Below are 15,374 nucleotides of genomic sequence, written 5' to 3'. Positions count from 1 at the left end.
CCCAATGAGTGAAGTCCTCACGCTGACCTACGGCTACACCGCCAAGGATCTCGCGGCGGTGCGAGCGTACGTGCAGCGAGTGGCGCCGGCGATCATCGCGCGCACCTATTACGACGTCGATGAAGACAGTTTCACCGCGACGCCCTCGGCGATGGACCGGCATCTGCGAACCCTGCTCGACGGACTGGTGAAGGTGGCGATCGAGCAGGGGTCGCCCGCGTTGGCGGAACACTTGCGTGCGTCCATCAAGAAGCATGGCGAGCCAAAGCTCACCACAGTGACGTTCCGGATGGTCACCGAAGCGGCAGCACTCGCGGCTGCGTCGCCCGCGGCGAGCCATTCAATTGGAAGGTGGTTTCGCCCGCGCATCGCCTCGCGCTTGAAGGGGGAGGGGATTGCGACGATCGGGGACTTGGTTGCGTTTTGCAATCGGCGCGGCGGCAGCTGGTGGCGCTCGATTCCGCGCGTGGGCGCAAATTCGACTTCACGCGCCACAGTAGCTTCGCTCCGGTAGCCACCGCGTCGCGCCACATGTCATAGCCATAGAACAGGCGATCGGCCAGCACCAGCATGTCGTCCGAGAATGCCGGAAGCAACTGGCGTGTGAGCGCCTGTTCGCTGTCATTGCATAGCCCGCCCATCTGGACCTCACACAGCGCGTGCGTTGCACATTCGGCCAGCGCTACAAAGCGAATCTGCGGATACGCGGCCTCACCGCGCCCGCCCCGCGCATAACCGAACGCCTCCGCATTGACCTTCTCATCAGGCACATCCAGCGTGAGCCGTCCACGCTCATGACCCGGTAGCCCGCATAGTCGCCGCCTGCAGTTCGTGGGCGTTGCGCTGCCTGCCGGGCGAACAGCTCGCGCATCACCTGCCAGCCCAGGCGTGCGCGCCCCTGCGAGATCGCCGCCTTGCTGACCTGCGCATCGCGTACCTGGTCGCCGTAGATGCGCCGCAGCCCCTCGATCTCCAGCCGAAACACTTCCTCATAGGCCACGCGCGGATACAGGCACATCGCCATCCGAAATACACCAGCACTTCCCGCGGCATATCGCGGCGTAGCCGCGTATGCACGGCGCACTTCACGAGCGCCTCCTTGACCTCGCCCAGCGAGCAGTTCAGCGCCAGATACCCCACCGCCAGATAGTCCGCGAGCCTCGCACCACCGGGCAGCGTTGCTTCCGTTCTTGCCATCTTCAAGCTCTTCTTGTCGTTGCAGGCGCTTGAAAGTTAACACAAATTCGACTTTGTTAACAGTATTGGGCTTAGCCCGGTATCTTCGCCGCCGTGGATGTCGCGGCCCCAATGGCCTTCCCGATTTCAGATGACAGCTCGCGTGGCGCGAACTCCGCTCCCGCTGCATCCGTCGTGCCAATCCAGTTGGCACTGCGGGCGCCCAAGGCGTATTCTAACGAATGGATGCTGCTGCCGCGATTGGTAATCGCGGCAGCGCCGTGTTATCACTCGCGTCGCCAGGCGTGCCTTGTCCAGATTTTGTGGGCGAATGTTAAGTCCAGCTTAGTGGCCGAGTGCGGGCTGATGACAGCGTGCGGCAGATGAGGGTGTACCTATGGTTCGGGCGGCGGCGGATGACAGGCTCCAGATCTTGTGGGACGATGGCGAGCGTGTCTTCTGTCGGGAGCGACGCGCAAGCGGGGCCGGCTGCGACAACGTTCTGCTTGCGCGGCTCGCCGCCGAACATCCACCAACCGCCAGCCTGGATCGCATCACTTACGAGTTTGGCCTGAGGCACGAACTCGATAGCGCGTGGGCGGTGCTGCCGCTGGAGTTGGTGCGCGAACGTGGCCGTACTGTCCTGTTGTTCGAGGACCCAGGTGGCGAGCCGCTCGCGCGGCTGCTTGGCGCCCCCATGGAGACGGGACTCTTTTTGCGGCTTGCCGTGCCTATCGTCGCAGCGCTGGGCAAGCTTCACCAGAGCGGCCTCGTTCATAAGGATCTCAAGCCAGCCCATATCCTGGTGAACTGCGCCGACGGACTCGCGCGGCTTACCGGATTCGGCCTCGCCTCGCGCCTGCCGCGCGAGCGACAGGCACCCGAGCCGCCCGAGACCCTCACTGGTACGCTCGCGTATATGGCGCCCGAGCAGACCGGCCGGATGAATCGCTCGATCGATTCGCGCAGCGATCTCTACGCGCTAGGCGTCACGCTCTATCAGATGCTGACGGGCGTGCTGCCGTTTACCGCCACCGACCCGATGGAATGGGTGCACTGCCATATCGCCCGAAGACCGGTGCCACCCAGCGCGCGGGTGCAGACCGTCCCCGCTGTGATCTCGGATATCGTCACGAAGCTGCTCGCCAAGACGGCCGAGGAACGCTACCAGACTGCAGCAGGTGTTGAGCGTGATCTGAGGCAGTGTCTGACCGGCTGGCAGCGCTGCCACGTCAAGGCCTTCCCACTAGGCGAAGACGACGCGCCTGGCCGCCTGTTGATTCCTGAGAAGTTGTACGGGCGGGAGCGCGAGGTCGACACTCTGATCGCCGCATTTGATCGGATCGTCGAGTGTGGCGTGCCGGAACTGGTGCTCGTCTCCGGGTATTCTGGCATTGGCAAATCATCGGTCGTCAATGAACTGCACAAGGTGCTGGTGCCCCCGCGGGGACTCTTCGCGTCCGGCAAATTCGACCAGTACAAGCGGGATATCCCCTACGCCACGCTGGTTCAGGCATTCCAAGGCTTGGTGCGCATGTTGCTTGGCAAGTCCGACACCGAGCTGGCAGGCTGGCGCGCCGCATTACTGGAGGCGCTTTCGCCCAATGTCGCGCTCTTGAGCGACCTGATCCCAGAACTGAAGCTCATCGTCGGCGAACCGCCCCTCGTCCCGGAACTCGAGCCACAGCAGGCGAAACAGCGCTTTTTGCATGTGTTCCGGCGCTTCATCGGCGTATTCGCCCAGGCCGACCATCCGCTTGCACTTTTTCTCGACGACCTGCAGTGGCTCGATGCAGCGACACTGGACCTGCTCGCGGATCTGCTGACCCACCCGGACCTGCGCTACCTGATGCTGATCGGCGCTTACCGCGACAACGAGGTCGACGCCGCCCATCCGCTGACCGCCAGGCTTCAGGCGGTCAGCAATGCAGGCGCGAAGGTGGAGGAAATCCGGCTCGCGTCACTGACGCGGGCGCACATCGCACATCTGATAGCGGACGCGCTACGCTGTGCGCCCGAGTCGATCGAGCCCCTGGCGCGCCTCGTGCGCGACCGAACGGGCGGCAATCCGTTCTTCGTGATCCAGTTCCTTCAGGCGCTGGCCGAAGGCAATCTTCTGACGTTCGATCACGACGTGCGCCAGTGGCGCTGGGACACCGAAGGCATCCATGCCAAGGGTTACACCGACAACGTCGCGGACCTGATGGCCGGCAAGCTGACCCGCCTGCCGGCCGCGACGCAGCACGCGCTGCAGCAGCTTGCCTGCCTCGGGAACGTCGCGGGCATCGCGACCCTGTCGGCCGTGCTCGGCATGCAGGGGGCGCGGGTTCATGCGGCGTTGTGGGAGGCGGTTCGCCAGGAACTGGCCGTGCGGGCGGAGGACGCTTACGCGTTCGTTCACGACCGGATCCACGAAGCCGCCTATTCACTCATCCCGCAGGCATCGCGCGCCGATGCCCATCTGCGGATCGGCCGGCTGCTCGTCGCGCATACGCCCGAGGAAAAGCGCGAGGAAGCAATCTTCGAGATCGTGGGGCAGCTCAATCGCGGCGCCGTGCTGATCACCGAACGGGACGAACGCGACCACCTGGCCGAACTCAATCTGCTCGCTGGACAGCGCGCCAAGGCATCGAGCGCCTATGCCTCGGCGCTCGCCTATTTCGCCACGGGTGTGGGGCTACTGAGCGACGATTGCTGGCAGCGGCAGCATGACTTGCTCTTTACGCTGGAGTTGAACCGGGCCGAATGCGAATTCCTCACGGGACAACTGCCCGCCGCCGAAGCGCGGCTGTCGCGGCTGTCGAAGTGTGCTGCGACCACGCCCGAGCGTGCCCAGGTTGCATGCAGGCAGATGGATGTCCACATCGTCAGCGACCAGTGTGACCAGGCAATCACAGTCGGCCTCGCCTTCCTTCGTCGTGTGGGCATCGCGTGGTCACCCCATCCGGATGAGATGGCGGTGCAAAGCGAATACGAGCGTATCGGGTCCCTGCTTGGGGACCGGACGATCGAAGGACTCATCGACCTGCCGCCTATGCAGGACGCGGTGGCCATTGCCACCGTCGAGGTTCTAACCAAGCTCTTCGCAGCTGCGTTGGTCATCGATGGGCAGTTCGCGGGCCTGGCAATCTGCAAGGCGGTCAGTCTTAGCCTTGAGCATGGGAATGGCGATGCCTCATGCGTGGCCTACGCTTATTTGCCCAGGATCGCCGGCAGGCTTTTCGGCGACTACGAGGCCGGATTTCGATTTAGCCAGCTCGGCTGCCAACTCGTCGAACGGCGCGGCCTCGAACGGTACGCAGCCCGCACTTACCACGCTCGCGCACTTTATGTCACACGCTGGCTGCAACCTGCGCGGACTTGCCGTGACCAGTTCCGCCACATTCTGGACGCTTTGAGCCGGACCGGCGACCTGACGTACGGCGTGTTCGCGCGCAACCACCTGACCTCGACCCTGCTTTTCATCGGCGAGTCACTAGCCGATGTGCAGCGAGAAGCCGAATCCGGCCTCGCGTACGCCAGGAAAGTGCGATTCGGGCTGGTCATTCACTGTATCGAAGTGCAGCTTGCACTGATCCGGACGCTTCGCGGCTTGACGCCGGTGTTCGGCTGCCTTGAGGTCGGGCAGTGCAATGAAGCTCACTCCGAACACCTTCTGTCCAAACCGTCCCTGTCGACCGCCGCGTGCTGGTACTGGGTCCGGAAACTGCAGGCGCGCTATCTCGCGGGCAAGTATGAGGCGGCCACGGCTGCTGCCTCAAAGGCACAAGCGCTCCTGTGGACCTCATACTCGTTCAACGAAGACGCCGAATATTACCTCTATGCCGCGCTGGCACGGTCTGCCCGATGCGACTCCCTCCCGGCCGGCGATCTCCCGCAGCACTTGGACGCACTGACTGCCCACCACAACCAGTTGCGCGTCTGGGCAGAACTCTGTCCGGAGAACTTCGCAAGCCATAGCGCGCTGGTCGGTGCGGAGATCGCCCGCATCGAGGGCCGCGTAGTCGATGCAGAGATGCTCTACGAACGGGCCATCCGCTCGGCACAGGAAAGCGGCTTCGCGCAGGTCGAGGCACTGGCCAGCGAACTCGCGTCCCGCTTCTATGCAGCCCGCGGGCTGGGGAGCATTGCGCGTATGTATATGCAGAACGCCTGCTATGGCTATGTGCGTTGGGGCGCCAACGCAAAGGTGCGTCAACTCGAGGAACAGTGCCCGTACCTGCGGACCCAAGAGATGGCGCCCGTACCAACCAATACGATGGCAGCGCCAATCGAGCACATCGAGCTCGCGACCGTGATCAAGGTTGTGCAGGCCGTTTCAGGCGAGATCCACCTGGAAAAGCTGATCGAGATGATCATGCGCACGGCAATCGAACAGGCAGGCGCCGAACGGGGTCTGCTGATCTTGTCGGATGGGGAACCGCGTATTGAAGCGGAGGCTATTAGTGGCTCGGGCAGAATCGAGGTTTCGACTCGACGAGCAGCCATCGGAACGTTTGATCTTCCTCAAACCGTGCTGCAGTACGTCATCCGGACGCAGGAGCACGTGCTCATCGACGATGCCTCGGCCGACATTGTGTACTCAAGGGACGAATATGTGCGGCGGAACCACTCGCGTTCTGTACTCTGCCTACCCATTCTCAAACATGCGAAGCTTGGTGGCGCACTCTATTTGGAGAATGACCTGACGTCGGGCGTTTTCACCTCGAATCGCGTCGCACTCTTGCAGTTGTTGGCTTCACAAGCCGCCATTTCACTGGAGAACGCCGCGCTCTATACGGACCTGCAGCGCAGCGAAGCTTTCCTTTCTCAAGGGCAAAGGATCAGCCATACCGGTTCCTTCGGCTGGTGCGTTGCCAGCGGAGAGTATTATTGGTCGGAGGAGGGCTACAACATGCTTGAATATGACAAGGGTGTCCAAGCCTCCGCGGAGCTTGCATTGCAACGAATCCATCCCGCCGACCGCGAATCGGTCCGACGGCTTCTGGAAGAAGCGATCAGCGAGAAGAAGGATTTTGACAGTGAACATCGCTTCGTCATGCCGGACGGAAGAATCAAGCACGTCCACGCGACTGGACGCGCAGTCAATACCGGCAAGCTTGACTTTGTCGGAGCCATTCGTGATGTCACGGAAAACAAGCGGGCGGAGGAGGCTTTGCGCGAGGCACTGATTGATCTAACGCGTGTCAACCGGGTGACAACCATGGGAGAGCTTACGGTTTCCCTCGCTCATGAAATCAATCAACCGATTACTGCCGCTATCACTTACGCAAACGCCTGCCTGCGATGGCTTGATCGGGATAAGCCGGATCTCGATGAGGCGCGCGCGGCTGCGACCAGAATGGTAAAGGACGGAGAACGCGCGGCTCAGATCATGAGCAGGATCCGTGCGCAATTCGAGAAGGGCACCCTGAGCCGGGAGGTCTTCGATGTCAGCGAGACTATTCGTGAGACCGTTGATCTTTTGCGTGGCGAGGCCGTTCGATACAACATATCGGTCCGCATAGGACTGGCAGCCAATCTTCCCCGGATTGTCGGCGATCGCGTGCAATTGCAACAGGTTGCCCTGAATCTGATCGTCAACGGCATCGAAGCGATGAAGGACGTCAATGGAATACGGGAGATGGTCGTCGGGTCACGGTGGACAGAAGACGGGCAGATTCTGGTGTCTGTCAGCGATACCGGCATTGGCGTTCCGTCGCATTTCGCGGACCAGATTTTCGACCCATTCTTTACGACTAAACCCCACGGAACTGGCATGGGACTTCGTATCAGCCGTTCGATTGTCGAGTCGCATGGCGGCCAATTATGGGTCGCCGGTGCTCCGGGGCGGGGCGCGATTTTTCAGTTCACGTTGCCCGCTACAATTGCAGGCGGTAACTAGTAATTGCATAGCTATCGGATCGCTCGCTGGTAAGCGCTGTTGCAAATAACTCCTACCATGCACGGGCTGTGCAATCTAGCTTCATATTCAGAACTGGTTCGCATCGGGCTGAAGAGCGACCCACTGTTCAACGTAGCTTGAGGACGGCGCTTGCAATTCCACTGATGGGTTGGCGTGGGCACGTGTTCCTTTTGGTCAAGCCCAGTCCGCTGCCACAACACCGACCGACGACTCGGGGTTCATTTCCACTGACAGCCTCGAGCAGGACTAAGCCCCTATGCGCATCGACGAACGACCGTTGCCCCTAGGAAACGGCCATTTCTGATGAAGGACACCGAGCGCCTGAGGCGGGTCGGCACGAGCCTGTCGCGTCAGGCCGTGCCCGGCCATCTACGGACACTGGCCCACGCTTGCAAGCGAACATCTGAGCGGCTGCTTAGGTCAGTTAACGGACTCCTCCACGTTGGGGGATCCAAGACGATCCCACGTCATAGGCGGTTGCTCTGTAGACGGTGAACCTGAATGCATGGCGGCTTGGACCAAGTGCCGGGCAAGAATCATCGCTTTGTAGTTCAACGGTGGTGGCGAACTGGACCTTGGCCGAAAAACTGCGTCTCCACGGTGGATGGCGTCACCGCTTAACTCGCAAACGCCTTTTGCTCGGGCCAAGGTGGAAAACCAGTGTTGCTCGCCGTAATGGCCCACGGTGGGATTGCTCCACATAACTGTGAGTGTATGGTCGTTGAGCGTACCCGTGACTATCAGCCTGGTTCCAGACCTAAAGCCCGATAGCGCAAAGTCAACGCGTTCATTCTTGACAGAGGACACTGGTTGCTCGATCCAATCGGCATCCGCATCAAGATTTTTCACTATGTGAGCCCAAGGATCTTTGCCAGAATAGTAATTGCCCATATGCCATCCCGTTGACATTGCCTCTTCCGCGTCACTTAGTAGTTTTGTTACTGAAATCCTCCGAACTTTGCCGTGTTTCGATCGGATAGAACTTTCTGTGTAAAGGGACAACTACGCGGGAATGGCTCCTCATCAGAGCCATTCCCGCGCAATGTATTTGATTCCTCGTTACTTGCCAGAATTCTCTGCTGCTTGCTCAATCAGCTTCGCCACTTCCTTCGGGTGAGAGATGTACGCCACATGGCTCGAATTAAGCTCGATGGTCTTGCTTCCGGCACGCTTCGTCATGAACCGTTCGAGGTCGGGATTGATGGCCCGGTCAGCGGTTGCGACAACTGCCCAGCTCGGCTTGGTTTTCCAGGCGGGCGTCGAGATGGGCGTTCCAAAGGACGCTGCTGCCGGCATAACCTGGGACACCGACATGAATTGTGCTTCAGCAGCCGGAACGTCTGCCGCAAAATCGGCGTGGAAGCTTGCCGGGTCCAGATATAGATAGCCATCAGCGGTCGCCTTGATTGCCTTGGAGGCTCCGGGCATTTTCTTGGCCAGATCCATTGCGCTTTCGCCCGCATCAGGCTGGAATGCGGCGACATAAACCAGTCCCGCAACCTTTGCATCGCTACCTGCCTCTGTGATCACAGCGCCACCGTAGCTGTGGCCAACAAGGATGCTCGGGCCGTCTTGTGCGTCAACGACTCGGCTTGTTGCCTTGACGTCGTCGGCGAAGGACGTTTCCGGTTCCTGAACGACGGTGACGTTATAGCCATCGCGCGTCAGGATCTTTGCGACCGCTTGCCAACCTGATCCATCCGCAAAGTAGCCATGAACGAGGACGACGTTTCTGATCGGCGCTGCCATCGCAGCAGTTGACCCAAACACCGCGGTCGAAAGAGTGAGCGCGTTGACAATACGGTTGAGGCGGAACTTCATTTTCATTTTTTATCTCTAGATGGGTGAGGCTAGGGTTGCGATGCACATACTCAATTGCGGGCCTACATAGGACACGGCGAACAGTGCATTTCGAACGGCATTGCTCCGTTTTGCGTGGCCGGAATGCTGGTAGCGGAATTGCCCGCATTCCCCGAGGACGTGGCGGAGGCTATTTCGACATTTCTCGTTCCGACCTGACGCTGGTCGTCCCCGGCGCTTCAAGGCTGTCAATGGCGTGTCGTACGCCGGCCCCGTATGCCGGGTCAGCCTTGCTGCAATTCTCGACATGCAGGTCCTTGATTGCCTGGGAAACGCCGTGCATCGCACGCGCCGTGTTCTCGAACAGAACCTGACGCTGCGCCTCCGACATCAGCCGAAACAGGTCACCCGGCTGTGAGAAATAATCGTCGTCGACTCGGTGATTCCAATGGTCAGCCGCGCCCTCGATAGAAAGAGGAGGTTCGCTGAAGTCGGGCTGATCGACCCAGGCGCCCTTTGTGTTGGGGTTATAAGGCGTTGTTCCGCCGTGATTCCCATCGACGCGCATGACGCCGTCGCGGTGATAGCTGTTGTAGTGGCTGGCACCACGCGGCGCGTTGACAGGAATCTGGTGATGGTTGACGGAAAGACGGTATCGCTGTGCGTCACCGTAGGAAAACAGGCGGCCCTGCAGCATCTTGTCCGGTGAGAAGCTGATGCCGGGGACAACGTTTGCCGGATTAAACGCCGCCTGCTCGACGTCGGCAAACCAGTTCTCCGCATTGCGGTTTAGTTCGAAGTAGCCCACCTCAATCAGCGGATAGTCTTTCTTTGACCAGACCTTGGTCAGGTCGAACGGGTTCACCTTGTATGTCGAGGCTTCCTTCTCGGGCATGATCTGGAAATACAGGGTCCAGCGCGGAAACGCCCCCTTCTCGATGGACTCGTACAGGTCACGGTGATGGGTTTCGCGGTCGCAGCCAACCAGCTCTACCGCTTCCGCGTCGCTCATGTTCTCGATGCCTTGCTGCGTGCGCATATGAAACTTCACCCAGAAGCGCTCGCCGGCATCGTTGATGAGACTGAAAGTGTGGCTGCCGAATCCGTGCATGTTTCTGAACGTGCGAGGAATGCCGCGGTCACTCATCACGATGGTGACCTGATGAAGCGCCTCCGGCAATTGCGTCCAGAAATCCCAGTTGCTCTCCGCGCTGCGGAGTCCCGTCCTCGGATCGCGCTTGATTGCGTGGTTGAGGTCCGGAAATTTCAGCGGGTCTCGCAAAAAGAAAACGGGCGTGTTGTTCCCCACGAGATCCCAGTTACCTTCTTCGGTATAAAACTTGAGCGCGAAACCGCGGATGTCCCGCTCCGCATCCGCAGCGCCTCGCTCCCCCGCAACCGTGGAGAACCGAGCAAACATCTCCGTCGATTTTCCGATGTCGGAAAAAATTTTTGCGCGAGTGTACTGAGTTACATCGTGTGTGACAGTGAACGTTCCAAATGCGCCCGAGCCCTTGGCATGCATACGACGCTCCGGAATCACCTCGCGATCAAAGTGGGCCAGTTTCTCGAGAAACCACACATCCTGAAGTAGCGCCGGCCCCCGTGGTCCAGCCGTTTGCGTGTTCTGATTGTCAGGTACAGGGGCGCCAAACGCGGTCGTCAGTTTGCTCATTGCATTCTCCATGGGGTATCGGTAAGGCTTGAGAGCGCAGCACAGCGCATGCGCAAAACGGAAGCCGGCGCGTGGTTCGACCACATGTGCGCCGGGGTACTCCGTTGCGTGATACCTACTTGGCCGCCGCCAGAATCGCTTCGCTGACTTTCTCTGGGTGAGAGAGCATGACAAGGTGACTGGAAGCCACGGACACCTTCTGCGATTTCGCCCTGTCGGCCATTTTGTGTTGCAACGAAGGTTGAATCGCACCATCCTGTTCGGCGACTACATACCAGGACGGTTTCGATTTCCATGCGGGCTTAGATACATTGTCCCCAAGCGCTTTTGCGGCCGTCGGGCCCTGTGTCGCGAAGGCCAACAACCGTTCATCTTCCGTCAAGTCCTGACCGAAGCTCTCATCAATGCCGTTTCGCGTGAGCTTGAGGAAGCCTTGTGAATCGGGCCGGATCTGCGCACCGAGTGGTGCCGGGTCCGCGCCGGCCCCGAGCGAGCCTGCTGACTCGCCTTCGTCCGGCGCGAAAGCCGCAACAAACACCAGGCTTTGCACGTGGCTGTCATTGCCTGTAGCAGTCGCGACGACGCCACCGTAGGAGTGGCCGACCAGCACCACCGGCCCCTCAATCAAAGCGAGCGCCCGATTGACTGCAGCGGCGTCGTCCACGAGCGAGGTCAACGGCAATTGCACGGCGACGCTGGATAATCCGGCCGCCTGCAGCAGCGGAATGACTTTGGACCAGCACGCGGCGTTGGCCCATGCTCCATGGACGAGTACGGCGGTTACAGATTGACTCATGGTCGTTTCCTTAACGAATGCTGTCGAAAATGCAGTTGAGAGAAGACGCGAGATACAAGCGGAAAAAACAGGGGTATTTCTAAAGCAAACAACCAGGCAAGTATTGATGCCCTTGAGCGATTGGGCCAACCTGCCATTGAAATGTGAGGTCGTGACGATCTCACCGCCATCAGACGTTCATAAACCAGAAATAACTACGTAATAATCTTCTGCGGGCCGAGGTCGTCGCATGTGCAGCCGAAAAAAGGAAGCTTCGGGTCGAACCTCAGTCATCGCGCTTGTCCGGCCGGTGCGCCGAAATAGAAAACCCTGCTGGAAAGGTGAAACAACCGGGGAGTGACCTACCCGCGACCCGCTCGGCGATTTCCCTGCCGAGAGCGCGATCCGGGACCTCGACGCATGCATATCCATCGTTTCTTCTCCAAACGCTGAAAGAACATCAAGGCATTGAACGGATGGTGATTCGGGCACACAACACGCGCACGGCAAGCCATTGCTCATGCGCACTTTGCCTGCTTCACTTTTTCGGATCTGCGGTCGGACGATTGCAGCTCAGAGCTCGTCAGGCTGAGAGGTCGCGCGGAGCACATTCTCGCGATATGTGTGGTCCGCGTTAATGCTGTGTTCTATGTGTTCAAGCGCGAATGGCGGTCGGGCGCTGTGTATCGCGTGTGCTGATATTTGTGCAACTGGTCTTGCGCTGGTCGAGACATACCCTAAATCGTAACGTGCTCGAAGTGTAACGGAGCGCGCACGCTGTGCGATGCCTGCGCCGCTTGACTACATTCTTTATTCCGTTTCGAGAAAGTTTCAGGTCAGTCGCGCGGAAATTTGACATCGGCTATCATCACAAAGCGTTGAGCGGCTGCACAACAAGACGATCGGTGCATCCCTGTCACGGGGATGATTCTTCTGACGGACACGCATGACCGGTACGACGATGAACAGAGCCCCCGTTCTAATTTCCACTGAGCGCGTGGCGCCTAACGCCAGACTAGCCTTCTGGCAAACCAACGTCGCAAATCTTTTGACTCATCTGGAATGTTCGAGCGCTCTCGATGAAGGCTTTTCCGGGTCGATTACCGCTCATCTTTCGAGTCCAATCAACCTCATCGAAATCGTAGCGGCATCGCATACGATAGCTCGGATCAAGCCGAAAATCTCACAGATCGGAGAAGAGCAGGTATTCGTCTGCATACAGGTGACAGGAGAGGCCATCGTCGAACAGGACAACCGGCGCAATGTTCTTCGTCAAGGCGATATCACTTTTCTGGATACATCGAAGACATTTCGCGCCGAGTTTCCCGAGGCAACATCCCAATTAGTTCTGCAGATTCCACGAACGCTTGTGCGCAAGCAGGTTGGCGCCATCGAACACCTCACCGCGACCATCGTCACGACAGATAATCCGCTGTGCAATATGACAAGGGATTTTGTCAACTCGTTGGCCCAGAACTTCGAGAGCTTCAGTGCGGATATCGCGCAACGCTTAACCGCACAGGCGATAGACATGGCCATGATGGCATTCATGTCGCGACCGGAGGACAAATCTACAGCAGCGCCAACGAACACGGTGACGAGGGCTATGCTCGCCTATCGTGGTCGCGCTTTTATCGAAACGAATTTGCGAAATCATTCGTTGGCGCCCGCCGACGTTGCTGAGCATCTGGGAATCTCGAAGCGATACCTGAGTTCGGTATTCGCCAGTGACGGCCAGTCGGTTGAACGGTACATCTGGGAGCGAAGATTGGCCAGGTGTGCTCGCGATCTCGAAGACCGGGGACAGGTAAATCGCGCCATTGGCGATATCGCCTCCTCATGGGGTTTCAATAATCTCACGCATTTCAGTCAATCATTCAAAATGGCCTTCGGCAAAACGCCTCGTGAGTTTCGGAAGGGTTGACAGCGACGTTTTTCCTTCATCTGGGGATTCGGGCAGCCCGGCAAGCAATCGGCCAAGACTAGCCTTACTCACCCAACTCAGCCAGCTTGCGCCTCGAGCAGTCGCATCCGACGGTCTGCATCCCGTATTTGCGTCCAGGCTTGAGGTTCTGCAGAGCGAGGGTGTGTCGGCGTACTTCGGCGGAGCCCAGCGGACCACCATGTCCCATGTGAAAGCGTTCCATGCCGGCCTCCACCATACCCATCAATTCACCACTTACAGCCTGCGGGTCATCCTCGAACGGCGGGCGCATGGCGTGCCGCTTACGGATCAATCCGCCTAGAAAGACACCCGAGGCGATGAGGTCGCCGACTAACGCATCTCCACTGCCCAGTTCAACTGACACGGAGCCGGCTGTGTGGCCTGGCGTGTGCCTAGCCACGCCTTCGATTCCGTAACCGCTTAGATCGATGGTGGCGCCGTCCTGAATCAGGATGTCCGGTGTGAACGGCAAGTATGGCTCGCCGGGCAGGCCGGAGCGTAAAAAGAGAGGCCCCCACCAATGCGTAACGCAATACGTCATTTCCTTGCGCCGCTCGTAGTAGTCCAGATCTCCGGCATGAGCAAGGATTGGCGCACCCGTCAGTTCGCGCAGTCGCGCAGCCGAACCGGCATGATCCGTGTGCGCATGAGTGACCACGATCAAGGTGACATCGCGAAAGCTTCGACCGTGCTTCTTCAGGACGCGCTCAATCTTGTTCTCTGAGCCCGGCGTGCCGGTGTCTACGAGGACGCAGCCCTTTGCACCGATGATGAGGTGAGAGTGGACCATGCCGAACGGCAGGATTGGAACCGTAATGATGGTAGGCTTATTCATGATGTGCTTCCTGTCGGTTGTTCATGGCGTCGTTCCCCCTGTACCCTTCAGTTCAACCCAAGCGGATTAGAGATCAGCAGCCTCCACCCGCCGTCGAGGCCCTTTTCCATGACCTGCGTGGCGGTGCCGTGTTCCTCGTGCTCCTGGCCGTCCGGCAGCGTCACGTTCAAGGTCCAGTCGAGCAGGACGAGCGCTATACTGCTGCTGGTCAACACTCGACGCACCTCGTTGTGAAGGCGCGGGCGCAGTGTCAGCAACCGAGCCAGGCCGTTGCGCAATTCGGTGGGGCTTTCTTGCACCACCTTGCCGTCCGTCATCCGCATCGTGGCTTTATTGCTAAACATACTGAGCAGGGAATCAAGATCGCCGGCGTTGAGCGCCGCGTCGAAAGCGATGGGGACCTGCTCGGGCGTGCTGCACACGGCGGACTTGTTTTCGATCGCATCGACGAACCGCGCAATAAGCCGCGCCACCTCGATCGGCGCCTCTAGCGGCGACAAGTGTCCAATTCCGTGCAGGATATACATCGCCGCGTGCGGAATACGAGGCATCAATTCCGCCTGCAACGTTGCGACGCGATCCACCTGGTCAAGCTCACCTGAGATGATGATGGTCGGCGCATCGATTGATGCCACCGCCGCACCAATGTCTTCCCGCATGGCCACGTTCGGCCAGGCCGCCCTGGCCTGCGGTGCGCCCCTCAGGCTGTCCTCGATGACCTGCTCCCGAAGAGCAGCGTCAAGCGATTTTCCGGTGAGGACGTGATCGATAACAAATTCGACCGATTCACGCGACTGATACGCGCCGGTCAACGTCGCACGCTGCTCGTCCGGGAGGAGCATCGGCGACGGAGGCGACGGCGCGACGAGCACAAGGCCTTCGAGCCCGCGTGGTCGGCGCGATGCGATGAGTTGAGCGACCTTGCCGCCCATCGAATGACCGACCAGAACATAGCGCTGCAGACCTAGCGCCTCGATGACGCCTTCGACATCGGCGGCAAGATCCGCAATGCGGTAGCCGTCGGCGGGCGCCTCGGAATCGCCCCAGCCGCGGTGATCGGTGGCAACGATTCGATACTGGTCACACAATTCGCTTGCTACCCTGTCCCACGTACGCGACGAGCCCCCGTAGTAGTGCAGGAACACCAGCGCCAACTCGCCGCTGCCTCGCTGCGTGACGTGAATCCGCGTACCGTTTGAGTCGATGTCCATTTCCGTGCCACCTTCCGGTCAGTTAGTGTCTCAATGGTAAATTCATGTCACC

10 protein-coding genes are annotated in these 15,374 nt (G+C 59.5%); 3 read left to right on the top strand and 7 right to left on the bottom strand.

The window, feature by feature from the left end; translation table 11 throughout:
- Positions 1–4: 4 nt before the first annotated feature.
- Positions 5–514 carry a phage integrase family protein gene (locus tag FA94_RS37200; RefSeq protein ID WP_051980405.1) on the top strand — a complete coding sequence of 170 codons (510 nt, stop codon included), beginning with the start codon at positions 5–7 and terminating at the stop codon, positions 512–514.
- A 168-nt stretch (positions 515–682) separates the two neighbouring features.
- Here FA94_RS37200 and FA94_RS39090 read toward each other — a convergent pair whose 3' ends face one another.
- Positions 683–1,024, bottom strand: a complete 342-nt coding sequence (locus FA94_RS39090; protein WP_051980403.1) for a transposase domain-containing protein — start codon at positions 1,022–1,024, stop codon at positions 683–685.
- Positions 1,025–1,573: 549 nt separating this feature from the next.
- Here FA94_RS39090 and FA94_RS06365 point away from each other — a divergent pair.
- Entirely contained in the window at positions 1,574–7,060 is a 5,487-nt protein-coding gene (locus tag FA94_RS06365; RefSeq protein ID WP_035547966.1) for an ATP-binding sensor histidine kinase, read from the top strand.
- Between the two features lie 441 nt (positions 7,061–7,501).
- On the opposite strand, the gene FA94_RS39725 is transcribed toward FA94_RS06365, so the two are convergent.
- The 4 genes from FA94_RS39725 to FA94_RS06350 form a co-directional block, all read right to left on the bottom strand.
- Positions 7,502–7,972, bottom strand: coding sequence for a DUF3331 domain-containing protein (locus tag FA94_RS39725; RefSeq protein ID WP_081935734.1), 471 nt, complete (start codon positions 7,970–7,972; stop codon positions 7,502–7,504).
- 168 nt (positions 7,973–8,140) lie between these two features.
- On the bottom strand, positions 8,141–8,902 hold the full coding sequence (locus FA94_RS06360) for an alpha/beta fold hydrolase (protein ID WP_035547963.1): 762 nt from the start codon (positions 8,900–8,902) through the stop codon (positions 8,141–8,143).
- Positions 8,903–9,071: 169 nt separating this feature from the next.
- Positions 9,072–10,556 carry a catalase gene (locus FA94_RS06355; RefSeq protein WP_035547960.1) on the bottom strand — a complete coding sequence of 495 codons (1,485 nt, stop codon included), beginning with the start codon at positions 10,554–10,556 and terminating at the stop codon, positions 9,072–9,074.
- Positions 10,557–10,671: 115 nt separating this feature from the next.
- Positions 10,672–11,352, bottom strand: coding sequence for an alpha/beta hydrolase (locus FA94_RS06350; RefSeq protein ID WP_035547957.1), 681 nt, complete (start codon positions 11,350–11,352; stop codon positions 10,672–10,674).
- 925 nt (positions 11,353–12,277) lie between these two features.
- On the opposite strand from FA94_RS06350, the gene FA94_RS06345 reads away from it, so the two are divergent.
- A complete protein-coding gene (locus tag FA94_RS06345; protein WP_035547953.1) occupies positions 12,278–13,255 on the top strand; it encodes an AraC-like ligand-binding domain-containing protein in 978 nt (325 codons plus the stop codon).
- 64 nt (positions 13,256–13,319) lie between these two features.
- Here the strand turns inward: FA94_RS06345 and FA94_RS06340 are convergent, their stop codons facing one another.
- Complete coding sequence (locus FA94_RS06340; protein WP_035547951.1) at positions 13,320–14,111, bottom strand: MBL fold metallo-hydrolase; 792 nt, start codon at positions 14,109–14,111, stop codon at positions 13,320–13,322.
- Between the two features lie 47 nt (positions 14,112–14,158).
- Positions 14,159–15,322, bottom strand: coding sequence for an alpha/beta fold hydrolase (locus FA94_RS06335; RefSeq protein ID WP_035547948.1), 1,164 nt, complete (start codon positions 15,320–15,322; stop codon positions 14,159–14,161).
- Positions 15,323–15,374 lie beyond the last annotated feature (52 nt).

Origin of the sequence: Burkholderia sp. 9120 (assembly GCF_000745015.1) — a bacterium.
Lineage (GTDB): Bacteria > Pseudomonadota > Gammaproteobacteria > Burkholderiales > Burkholderiaceae > Paraburkholderia.
This window is presented reverse-complemented; position numbering and strand designations above follow the sequence as displayed.

Excerpts from the sequence above, each read along its gene's own strand:
- FA94_RS06345 (WP_035547953.1), top strand. The coding sequence starts at position 12,278 with ATGACCGGTACGACGATGAACAGAGCCCCCGTTCTAATTTCCACTGAG.
- FA94_RS06335 (WP_035547948.1), bottom strand. The coding sequence starts at position 15,322 with ATGGACATCGACTCAAACGGTACGCGGATTCACGTCACGCAGCGAGGC.
- FA94_RS06340 (WP_035547951.1), bottom strand. The coding sequence starts at position 14,111 with ATGAATAAGCCTACCATCATTACGGTTCCAATCCTGCCGTTCGGCATG.
- FA94_RS39090 (WP_051980403.1), bottom strand. The coding sequence starts at position 1,024 with ATGGCGATGTGCCTGTATCCGCGCGTGGCCTATGAGGAAGTGTTTCGG.
- FA94_RS06355 (WP_035547960.1), bottom strand. The coding sequence starts at position 10,556 with ATGAGCAAACTGACGACCGCGTTTGGCGCCCCTGTACCTGACAATCAG.
- FA94_RS39725 (WP_081935734.1), bottom strand. The coding sequence starts at position 7,972 with ATGGGCAATTACTATTCTGGCAAAGATCCTTGGGCTCACATAGTGAAA.
- FA94_RS37200 (WP_051980405.1), top strand. The coding sequence starts at position 5 with ATGAGTGAAGTCCTCACGCTGACCTACGGCTACACCGCCAAGGATCTC.
- FA94_RS06350 (WP_035547957.1), bottom strand. The coding sequence starts at position 11,352 with ATGAGTCAATCTGTAACCGCCGTACTCGTCCATGGAGCATGGGCCAAC.
- FA94_RS06360 (WP_035547963.1), bottom strand. The coding sequence starts at position 8,902 with ATGAAGTTCCGCCTCAACCGTATTGTCAACGCGCTCACTCTTTCGACC.
- FA94_RS06365 (WP_035547966.1), top strand. The coding sequence starts at position 1,574 with ATGGTTCGGGCGGCGGCGGATGACAGGCTCCAGATCTTGTGGGACGAT.